10 protein-coding genes are annotated in these 10,750 nt (G+C 50.3%); 8 read left to right on the top strand and 2 right to left on the bottom strand.

Going from position 1 to position 10,750, the window contains the following annotated elements:
- Window positions 1-534 precede the first annotated feature (534 nt).
- The 4 genes from CRO57_RS03575 (at window position 535) to menA (ending at window position 3,503) form a co-directional block, all read left to right on the top strand.
- Window positions 535-1,080, top strand: a complete 546-nt coding sequence (locus tag CRO57_RS03575; protein ID WP_170955936.1) for an SCO family protein — start codon at window positions 535-537, stop codon at window positions 1,078-1,080.
- Between the two features lie 62 nt (window positions 1,081-1,142).
- Window positions 1,143-1,673, top strand: coding sequence for a DM9 repeat-containing protein (locus tag CRO57_RS03570; protein ID WP_170955935.1), 531 nt, complete (start codon window positions 1,143-1,145; stop codon window positions 1,671-1,673).
- Between the two features lie 54 nt (window positions 1,674-1,727).
- Complete coding sequence (locus CRO57_RS03565; RefSeq protein WP_097152011.1) at window positions 1,728-2,525, top strand: ubiquinone/menaquinone biosynthesis methyltransferase; 798 nt, start codon at window positions 1,728-1,730, stop codon at window positions 2,523-2,525.
- A 60-nt stretch (window positions 2,526-2,585) separates the two neighbouring features.
- Window positions 2,586-3,503, top strand: a complete 918-nt coding sequence (gene menA, locus CRO57_RS03560) for a 1,4-dihydroxy-2-naphthoate octaprenyltransferase (RefSeq protein WP_097152010.1) — start codon at window positions 2,586-2,588, stop codon at window positions 3,501-3,503.
- A gap of 86 nt (window positions 3,504-3,589) precedes the next feature.
- Here the strand turns inward: menA and CRO57_RS03555 are convergent, their stop codons facing one another.
- Together CRO57_RS03555 and CRO57_RS03550 are read right to left on the bottom strand one after the other, a co-directional pair.
- Window positions 3,590-4,117 carry a copper chaperone PCu(A)C gene (locus CRO57_RS03555; RefSeq protein ID WP_097152009.1) on the bottom strand — a complete coding sequence of 176 codons (528 nt, stop codon included), beginning with the start codon at window positions 4,115-4,117 and terminating at the stop codon, window positions 3,590-3,592.
- A 299-nt stretch (window positions 4,118-4,416) separates the two neighbouring features.
- A complete protein-coding gene (locus CRO57_RS03550) occupies window positions 4,417-4,821 on the bottom strand; it encodes a DUF2946 family protein (RefSeq protein ID WP_141401174.1) in 405 nt (134 codons plus the stop codon).
- A 317-nt stretch (window positions 4,822-5,138) separates the two neighbouring features.
- On the opposite strand from CRO57_RS03550, the gene nosZ reads away from it, so the two are divergent.
- The 4 genes from nosZ (at window position 5,139) to CRO57_RS03530 (ending at window position 10,630) form a co-directional block, all read left to right on the top strand.
- Window positions 5,139-7,430: a Sec-dependent nitrous-oxide reductase gene (nosZ, locus tag CRO57_RS03545; RefSeq protein WP_097152007.1), complete on the top strand. Its 2,292-nt coding sequence runs from the start codon at window positions 5,139-5,141 to the stop codon at window positions 7,428-7,430.
- 254 nt (window positions 7,431-7,684) lie between these two features.
- On the top strand, window positions 7,685-8,416 hold the full coding sequence (locus tag CRO57_RS03540) for a c-type cytochrome (protein ID WP_097152006.1): 732 nt from the start codon (window positions 7,685-7,687) through the stop codon (window positions 8,414-8,416).
- Between the two features lie 86 nt (window positions 8,417-8,502).
- Window positions 8,503-9,198 carry a c-type cytochrome gene (locus CRO57_RS03535; RefSeq protein ID WP_210200740.1) on the top strand — a complete coding sequence of 232 codons (696 nt, stop codon included), beginning with the start codon at window positions 8,503-8,505 and terminating at the stop codon, window positions 9,196-9,198.
- 166 nt (window positions 9,199-9,364) lie between these two features.
- Complete coding sequence (locus CRO57_RS03530; RefSeq protein ID WP_097152004.1) at window positions 9,365-10,630, top strand: hypothetical protein; 1,266 nt, start codon at window positions 9,365-9,367, stop codon at window positions 10,628-10,630.
- Window positions 10,631-10,750 lie beyond the last annotated feature (120 nt).

The following is a 10,750-nucleotide window of genomic DNA, read 5'->3' as shown; positions in this document are numbered from 1 at the left end:
ATTACATGGCCTATATGATTCCATGTACGCGTCAATAGTACGAATTTTGAGAAAACATGGAGAGCCCCAGCAGCGCTACTCGACCCTTTGCCCGGTCCAAGCGACACAAGGCCAAGCGTAACTGCCGGGGCATGGGACTGTAATCACAGCCCCAAAAGCAAGGCAATGCGCATAAATGGACCGTTTACGCACGCTCTGCAATTAGCAACAGATTAGCCGAATCCGACCTTGCAAACCCTTGACTTTGGTTAAGCTTTGCCCTTGCTTTCATCTGCTAATTGCTCATATTCGAGATCTTCCTTTTCTCTTCCGAGGAGGCAAAACCTATCTTTGATTTTTGTGGCATTCTTTTTGACAAATACATCTCTCGATGGGCATAAGCGTCTGATAGATCCAGATGTTTGAGCTTGGTCAAGGCTTTTGGACCAGTGATTGGCAGACTATCTTCACAACCTTGCAACAAAAGGAGACATCGTGACTTCTCCCCGGAAATCAAAGTCTTCCCGAAAGTCCAGAATGCTTTGGACCTGGGTCATGCTTATGCCCTTGATTGCAGCAGCCTTCGCCATTTTGATGATGGGGCAAGAAGATGATGGCCCGACTATTGGCGGGCCGTTTGAGTTGGTTATGGCCGACGGCTCTCCTATCACCGAGCAAGCCCTGGATGGCCGCTTCACCTTCATCTATTTCGGCTACACATCATGCCCTGATGTCTGTCCGACATCGCTAGCGACCTTGTCTACGGCGTTGGATGCCATGCCAAAGGACAAGCAACAGAAAACCCAGACGTTCTTTGTCTCCGTCGATCCGGACCGCGATCAGGGGGAAGATTTGGAAGACTATGCCAAGACCTTCCATGACACATTTATTGGCGTTACCGGCACTCGCGAGCAAATTGACAGCATGGTTGCGGCTTACAAGGCCTACTACAAGATCGACAAATCTCAGGATCCCGAGCTTTACCCCGTGGACCATTCCTCCATCCTCTATTTGATGGGGACGGATGGTCGCTATGTGGCACATTTCACGCATAATTCGCCGCCAGAGCGCATTACGAAGAAGCTTGAGGAAATTCTCTAAACAGTACAAGCCCAAACGTGGGCAGTAGCACATCAAAGATGTGTCTATGGAAGGGTAAAGCAATGAAAAACAGGTCCAAACTGGCATCCATGGCACTCCTGCTCCCATTTATAGGAATGGGACTGGTACCCTCACCCGCGCATGCCTTGAAGATTGAGGACCCTGCCCACATGCAATGGATCTATCTCGCTGGCAAAGCTATTCCAGACAGCCTTTATTCCGCAGGCAAAACTGAAGATCAGATCGTGCGGGTTTGCCGTGTGCGTCATCGCAAGGATTTCGAAATTGGCTATCTTGAAGATTTGCGTTGTCAGATTGGTGGCGATGGCATGAGCCGCCCTTATAGCGAATATGAAGTGCTGATCTTTGCCAAGAATACCGACTGGGTTTCTGCAAAACGTCGTCAGCTTCCGGCTAATGCCGAAGATGTCAGCGCTGGCACCCTTCGTGGTGATCGCAAACTCTATATGTGCCGAATCGATTATGAAGACACCATTACCGTCGGCACCATCAATAGTGAAGGCTATTGCATCACGGGTTACAAGACCGGTGAATTGAAATCTGACGAGTTTGATATTCTCATTCGCCAATAGTCAAAGATTGATACATCAAATATACCGAACGGGTTAACCCGAGTAAGGACCTTCATGTCCCAGGACACACAGATCCAGGGCTCACCCGATATGGCTGAGCCCAATCCTCTTCCTTGCACTCTAGATGAGCTCAGCACGGCCTTCGGTACACAAAATGTGACGCCAGAAACCCGGCAGAACAATATTCGATCCCTCTTTCAATCCATCGCCTCTCGCTATGATCTTATGAATGATCTGATGAGCGGCGGTATGCATCGGCTTTGGAAGCAACGTTTTGTCTCGCGGGTTAAAGATCTTCCCGAGGGTCCCATCTATGATGTTGCTGGTGGTACTGGTGATATCGCCAAGTTACTACTGACACAATTGCCCGGACGTGAAATTTGCGTCCTAGATCCCTCGTCCAAGATGCTGGCCGTGGCCAAAGAGCGATTGGGAGAGAAATGTTCCTACGTTGAGGCTCAAGCTGAGGACTGGCCTCTTCCTGCTAGCAGTGTCTCAGGTGCTACCCTTTCCTTTGGCCTTCGAAACTTCACGCGTCCGAGTCTCGCTTTTACCGAGATTGCTCGTGTTTTAAAGCCCGGTGGAAGACTGCATATTCTCGAATTCTCTCAGCCTGACGCTTGGCTTGCTCCCTTTTATCGCTTCTATGCGAGGCTGGTCATTCCGGCAATCGGTGCATTGGTGACAGGCAACCGCGGTGCTTATCGCTATCTGGTTGAATCAATCGCAGGATTTCCGCCTATTGAGGTGGTCAGCGAAGCGCTTGAGATTTCCGGTCTCGAGGTCGTTCATACCGAGAAAGTGCTATTCGGGATCGCCGCAATTCATATTGCCGAGAAAGTGGACGCTTAAAGATCCGTATGCTAGTCGAGCAGCTCAAATTAAGTTTGATGGATCAATCAGGAGAATTCCATGGCCCCACAGCAAGCCCCAAACAATGCGCCATCAGGCATGATTGGCATTTGGCTTGCTGCCATTCGACCTAAAACACTACTCCTGTCCCTTGGCCCTGTCATTCTCTCAGCTCTTATTGGCGGCCGTGAGGGATCCCTCACCTACTGGTATTTATTTCCCATTATAGCCCTTGCTGCAATGGCGATACAGATCGCAACCAACCTATGGAATGACGCAGCTGATTCCGATAGTGGGCTGGACGATCAAACCACGCGCCTTGGCCCAGCTCGCATGACATCAATGGGATTATTAAGTGCGCAACAAGTTCGGCTCGCCGCGCTCTTATTTCTAGCAATTGCATCACTATGCGGACTGTTTCTGGTTTTTGCAGGCGGTTGGCCCATTCTTGCCATTGGTCTGGCTGGTATCATCTGCGCTTTGGCCTATTCCAGTGGCCCCTATCCCATTGCAGCATCCCCTTTCGGAGAAGCTTTTGTATTAGCCTTCTTTGGCCTATTTGCGGTCGCAGGCAGTCATTATCTACTGACCGGTTTCTGGTCCCAAATGGCGCTGGTGGCGGGGCTCTATGCTGGCTTGCCAGCCGCTGCCGTATTGATCGTGAACAATCACAGAGATCGCATTGGTGATGAACAAGGCGGTCGTCGCACGCTAGCCATCCTTCTTGGCCCTCAAGCCACCAAGATCTTTTACACTGCCCTTATGAGCGTTTCTTCACTTGGCCCACTCCATCTTGGACACGGATCAGTCACAGCAATAGCGGCTTCCGCGCTGCTCTTTGTCATAGCTCTAACCTTGCCCATTCGCTCCTTGTGGCACGCAGCGGATGCCCAATCCTTGAATAAAATTCTGAGCCAGACAGCGGCGTTTCAGCTTATGTGGATCGTAATATTCGGCATTTGGCTATTCAGCACCTGAAAATCCCTGCCAAGTTGAACCTGGCAGGGATTGGGCCGGGGAGCAAACCGACCTTCTACCAACGTGACTAATTTGAGGGTGTCGCGTTAGTTCGATTTTTTCATATCACCTTTTTTCATATCACCATGTTTCATTTTGGAATGATCCATTTTTGAATGGTCCATGGCCTTCATGGCACCGACCTTGCCAACTTCGATCTCGACGGTCACTTTGCCGCCCTTCTCAAAGGTCAGCTCGACAGGGAATTTTTCACCGGCTTTCAATGGCTTGTGAAGCTTCATGAACATCACGTGATATCCACCTGGCTTCAGGGCGACTTCGCCTTTGGCAGGCACTGGAATACCATCTTTTACTTCACGCATGCGCATCACATCACCATCCTTGATGTGCGTATGTAGCTCGGTGCGTTCGGCAACATCGGAGCTGGCAGACACCAGACGATCTGCGTCACCTTTGTTCTTGATCATCATGAAGGCACCGCCTGCGGTAGCTTTACCAGCAGACGCACGGGCAAAGGCACCGGAAATGGTCAGATCGCCAGACATCACATCAGCGAGAGCGGGGGTGAGTGCCATAACAGACGCAATAAGGGCACCAGCAAGAGTCTTTTTCATAAGAAGTTCCTGTCTCTAAAAAGGATCAACGTGAGAAATGAGAGGATTTGGCACCATGCCAAACCCTCGGTGATGGGTTTAAAAGGCACGACTCAGACCACGTGCATACGCTCCTCAGTTGGGCGTAACTGGCGCATCATTGTTCTGAGAGGAATTCATTCACAGATATTTTTGCAAATTCCATGAAATACTGAAGCTACACGAACAAGCTACAAACCAAATTCGAAAGGGTGAATGCGAAGGGGCAGGACGCAAATAGCCAGACTGAATGGTGAGCGCGTACGCACATCATCAAGAGATCAAGCGTATTTTGGTGGGTCTCTGCCGAGATTGTCAGACAGTGTTGGAGCTGCATGAACAATCCGCTCTCGTTTGAGAGGTTTCAGCGTCAAGAACGCAACCCAGTCCGGAGTTGCAGGGGTCTCGAGAAGATTAGCCAAGGGTGCGCCATCAGCGCTCAGAACCATGCAATATGGGCATTTATACGCCGTATTGACTGGCTGCTCTTCCCCATCTTCATCGGCCATCAAATTGGCGACGGTCGCCACCTGTTGGCAAATAACCAGGGGAATTCCGTCCTCATTTACGGTAACGGCCAAGCCAAGAGGCAGCGCGGCCCGCAAGGTGAGTGCGAATAGGACCAAAGCGAGCGCAAATGCATGCAGCCCATCTCCCTTTTTTAGAGAGAGTGAGAAATGCATCATCTTAAATGTCTTTTTTAAATCAAACATTTAAAAAATCGATCTCGCTCTTTATTTTGGCCAAACTATCTTATGCCGCCCAGCTAAGCTAGAACGGATTGAGACCTGTGACAAGATGGCTCAAGCATGACGATCCAAAACTTTTTCTTCCTTGATGATCGTCAAGTAGGAAATGCCCTGCCCCGACCAATATGTCCTCGCGTGTTTTCGCACATTACGAATTTGTTGGACGTAATGTTCTCTCGCGTTTCGATCAAATCTCAGATTTCTCCATGCTCTGAAACCCGATTGAACGCGCTCAAATGTAAGGGGCACTTACAATGAAATCTCTGAAGCGTATCTTGGGCGCTTCCACAGCTGCCATTATCGGTTTTGGCGCTGCTGGAGCTGCTTATTCCGCTGAATCCCTGGACGATGTCATGAAGCGGCGTGGTCTTTCCCAGAAAGACTTGTTGGCCGCAGCCAAGACCTACACCCCGACCGGCGGTCGCGACGAATTTGTTGCCTTCTCCTCCGGTGGTCAGTCTGGCCAGGTCATCGTTTACGGCATCCCGTCCATGCGCATCCTGAAATATGTTTCCGCCTTTACACCGGAACCATGGCAGGGCTTCGGCTTTGATGACGAATCCAAAAAAATCCTTGAAGAAGGTTCTCCTAAGGGCAACGTGTTGACCTGGGGTGATACTCACCACCCTGCAATCTCCGAGACCAATGGTGAATATGACGGTGAATGGCTCTTCATCAACGATAAGGCCAACCCTCGTATCGCAGTCATCAATCTGCATGACTTCGAAACCCAGCAGATTGTTGCCAATCCGGTTTTCCAATCTGAGCATGGTGGTGCATTTGTTACGCCAAACACCGATTATGTTCTGGAAGCCGCACAATATGCTGCGCCTCTGGGTGGCGAATATGCTCCACTGTCCGAGTTCAACGAGAAATACCGCGGTGGTGTGACCTACTGGAAATTTGACCGTGAAGCTGGCCGCATTGATCCGTCCAAATCCTTCACCGTCGAAATGCCTCCATATTCTCAGGATTTGTCCGATGCTGGTAAACTGGTATCCGACGGTTGGTCCTTCACCAACTCATTCTGTTCCGAGCGTTATGTTGGCGGCATCGAGTCCGGTCGCCCTCCATTCGAAGCTGGCTGTTCTGCAAACGACACCGACTTCCTGCATATCGTGAACTGGAAGAAAGCTGCTGAGCTGATTGCTGCAGGCAAAGGCAAGGAAATCAATGGTCATCAGGTTCTGACCATGGATGTTGCTGTTGCTGAGGGCGTTCTGTTCCTGGCTCCTGAAGTGAAGTCTCCACACGGTGTGGACGTTACTCCAGACGGTAAGTTCCTCATCGTATCCGGTAAACTGGACACCCAGGTCACCGTTTACTCCTTCGAGAAACTGCAGCAGGCTATCAAAGACAAGAAATATGCTGGCGAAGACCCATACGGCATTCCAATTCTTGATCTTGAATCTGTGATTCACAAGCAAATCGATCTGGGCCTTGGACCTCTCCATACCCAATTCGACAGCACTCCATGTATCGCCTACACCTCGTTGTATGTGGACAGTCAGGTTGCCAAATACAATTATTGTGAAGGCAAGATCCTCGACAAAGTTTCCGTTCACTACAACATTGGTCACTTGATGACCATGGAAGGCGACACCGTTGCTCCTAAAGGCAAATATCTGGTTGCCCTGAACAAGCTTGCAATTGACCGCTTCAACCCAGTTGGTCCTCTGCATCCGCAGAACCACCAGCTGATTGATATCGGCAATAGCAAGATGGAATTGCTCTATGATATGCCAATTCCACTTGGTGAGCCTCACTATGTGGTCGCTATCTCCGCTGACAAACTGAAGCCGCTTGTTCGCTACAAATATGGCACAAACAGCCGTACCGGCAAACGTCATGAAGCAGCTGTACGTCCAGGTCGTGAGAAGATTGTTCGCACCGATGGTCGTGTTGACATCTACGGCACCGCCATTCGTTCACACCTCACACCAGAGATTGTTGAAGTTGAACAGGGTGATGTTGTCTCCTTCCACTTCACCAATGCTGAACGTGCAGAGGATGAAACCCACGGCTTCGCAGTGGACACCTACAACGTCAACCTGTCACTGGAACCAGGCAAAACTGCTTCTGCGACCTTTACGGCTGACCGTGCAGGCGTCTTCCCATACTTCTGCACCGAGTTCTGCTCTGCCCTTCATCTGGAAATGCAGGGTTACCTGATTGTCCGTCCGAAAGGCACCAAAGCTGGTTCTGGCGAAGTGAGTGTTGGTACCACCTACACCAAAGCTGACTATGACAAGCAGTACAAGACCAACTTGCAGACTCAGCAAGTCATCGACTCTGTTGTCGCTTACATCGTGTCCACCAACTTCAAAGACTTCGACAATGTCGTAGCACTGGTTGAAGACGCGACTGATCAGCTCGGCCGCATCGAGGAAGTGAAGAAAAAGGCTGAAGAAGCAGCTGCCAAGGAAGACTGGAACAACGCCATGCTTTGGGCGAACCAGTGGTGGCAGTTCCAGGTTAAAGCCGCTGACATTGGTCTGCGAGCCAAAACCTATCTGGAAGAGCACGGCGCTGTCGTGAAGAAGTAAGCTGAACTTCAAATCTGACAAACTTGGAAAGGGGGCCTAGCGCCCCCTTCTTTCCCATGTGACCAACACCATTGAGCGACAGCTAAGTAATTATACCTTTTAGTTATTTCTTCTTTGCGCAAGTAATTAACGAAGGTCAAGGCCAGCCCATAACCGGCATGGCAATTACTTATTAAAGACGCCAATTGGTAAGAACTCGAAAAAGCCAGCTTCAAGGTCCAGGGCGAAAAGGGTTCGATGAGGAGTGACCAGACATGCGAACTTTTATTCCTACTTTGTTGAAAGGTTTGAGCGTAGCTGCCCTTGCAGCTGTAATCGCCATGCCTGTCTCGACAACCGAGACAAATGCACAGGCTGCGACGGCCGAGAAAAAAGTCGAAAAAAAGAAGAAGAGAAAGCGCGACCCACGCTCCAGAATTTACCGGACCAAATCCTGCATGGCCTGTCATGGCCGCAATGGGGCCAAAGCAATTCGCGATTATCCAAACCTCGCAGGCCAGAATGCCAAATATCTGACACAGCAAATGCTGGACATCCAGTCTGGCAAGCGTGTTGCCAGTGTCGAGGAAGAGACTGGTCATCCGCGTACCAAAGGTATGGCGGACATCATGCATCTGGTGAACAAGGATGAGATCAAGGATCTGGCAGCATGGCTGAGCGAGTTACCTCCTGCGAAACTGCGCCCACCAGAAGAGCCTGTCTCTGAAGAGCAAATTGCCGCGGGCAAGAAAGCTTACAAAAAGCTCGGTTGCAAAGCCTGCCATAGCAAGGACGGCACCAAAGCCTCAAACAAAGCTTATCCAATCATTGCTGGCCAGAAGAAAGCCTATTTGATCAATCAGATGACCGACATGCGTGAAAAAGTGCGTGTGAATGGCAAATCCAAGCTGATGTATGGCGTAATCAAACGCGCCAAGGATGAACAGATCGTAGCGATCGCCGACTATCTGTCCACGGTCGAGCGTAAAGCAAAGAAGAAGAAATAGAAGAATTCAAGACGCGGACCCAGACCAGAACAGGCCCGCGTCCTGATCCACGGACCTGACTATTGGAGTCAATTATGAAAATGTATATGAAATTTCTAGCAGTTGGTTGCACAGCTCTCATGCTGTCCGGTGCTGCTTATGCCGCAGGTGGCTGGAACGAGGGCAACGAAGAGCAGGACGAAGCCCTGCACCTCAAACCTAATCATGAAGGTGGCATTGAGACTTACGAAGTTTGCTCTGCCTGTCACCAGCTCAATGGTTGGGGTCTGGAAGACGGTACTTTCCCTCAATTGGCTGGTCAGCATGCAGTTGTAACCATCAAGCAGCTTGCTGATATTCGTGCCAAGAACCGTGACAACCCAACCATGTATCCTTTTGCTCTGCCTCGTGAAATCGGTGGTGCACAGGCTCTGGCAGACGTTGCTGCCTATATCGAAAAACTGCCGATGAACCCGAATAACGGCAAAGGACCAGGCAAAGATCTGGAGTTGGGCGAAAAACTCTACAAAGACAATTGTGTTCGTTGTCATGGCGAGCGTGGCGAAGGCAAGCCAGATAAATTCTACCCTCTGATTCAAGGCCAGCATTACAATTATTTGCTGCGTCAGTTCGAGTGGATCCGTGATGGCAAGCGCCGTAACGCCAACCCTGACATGGTCAAGCAGATCGAAGGCTTCTCCGACAAGGATATGGTTGCCGTGATGGATTACGTATCCCGTCTGACGCCACCAAAAGAAAAACTGGCCGATCCTGACTGGGTGAACCCAGATTTTGACTGGTAACACCCAAATGACTGGATTGGGACACGTTGGGGTGCCCCAATCCTCAAGACGCACGCTTCTTGCTTCGTGCCTGATGCGTCTCCCCGGTTCACAGTGAAGCTGCCTGGGCTTGTTTGTTCTACGCATAGACCCATGGGGCATCTTCCAACGACAAGGCGTTCACCCCATGTCTGATACTGCCAACCACCCCGTGATTGATGAAAACAAAGACAAACGGGTCTGGATCTATCGTATATTGACCTTGGCCGGTCTGGTTTGCGTGATTGGCTATTTCTTTGCTCCCCTTTGGTGGGTGTCTCTCGAAGCAGTCAACTATCCCAAACAGACCTTCCCGGATGGTGTAAAAATCCACTTCCACATTGATAGTGTTCGCAATGGCTGCGCCTTACGTCAATCCACCGAGGTTGACGAGAAGGAAGCGCTGGATTGTGTCCACGAAATGGATACGATCAACCACTTTGTGGGTATGTTCCCAATTGCCTCTGGTGGTCCGGTCGAAAAAGCTTTCTCTCCCTTCATGATCGGTCTTTTGGTCGTGATGCTGCTTGGATTTGCTGCTCCTGGGCGAAAGTCACGCATGGTTGTTCTGGTTCTAGGCTTTGGTACGGTTGCAGTCTGGATGGGGCATGTCATGTATGCCAAGGACGGACTGATGTTGCATTCCAAAGGCTATATTACCGGTATGGTGGTCTCGTTAGGTCAGGGCGATGAGGAGACGGATGAAGAGGAGGAGCTGCATCCGCTGGTCAAACGCCTTCGTGAGGAAATGGCAGAGGTCTATGCCAAACAGCAAGAAGCTCAAGGCATTACAGCTGTGCCCGATGCTCCAGCAACCGAGTTGGATCGTGCTTCCTTAATCACCAAACTTGCAACAGTTTACAATAACGATCAATCCAAATTGCCGGCATCAGAACGCGTCGAATGGAATGCGTCTGGTATGCAGGCAATGCTTTGGCATTATGAGAAGAGCCTTGGTCGCTGGTTCATGGATCCCGCTCGTAATGACCCACTGGTTGCTACCATGACATGGGTGGCTCAGGCATTGTTTGTTATCATTATTCTGGCAATGGTCGTGCTCACCGCCCTTTCCTGGCGTGAAGACAAGCCTTGGTTCTGGTTGCTGGTCATCATCCCGGCTATTGTTCCATTCGCCTTCATCGTCGAATATGCCGGTTGGTTGTGGTGGTATGGTCATAGCCTTTCCACCATGGGCGCCTTCACTTTGAAGCCATTCATGCCAACTGTATTCGGTGATGGCAAAGTGGCACAGTTTACCACCCACTCCTATCCGCATATCGGTTTTGGTTTGATGATGGCGAGCTTTGTATTGCTAGCTCTGGCTGGCTTGATCCGCCGCAAAATCCGCAAGGATGCGGCAGCTCCCAAAGTTGAGGCTTCTGTTTCTGCGGGCCCAACCATCAAGCAGGCATAAAACTGCGTAAAACCCTAAAAAATGAGGTTGGTCAAGGAAACTTGACCAACCTTTTTAGACACTAGAGCCAACTTGATGCTCTATCAGCATTTTTCTTTCAGATCACTCATGAATGAGTGT

This window comes from Cohaesibacter gelatinilyticus, from assembly GCF_900215605.1.
Classification (GTDB): Bacteria; Pseudomonadota; Alphaproteobacteria; order Rhizobiales; family Cohaesibacteraceae; genus Cohaesibacter; species Cohaesibacter gelatinilyticus.
This window is presented reverse-complemented; position numbering and strand designations above follow the sequence as displayed.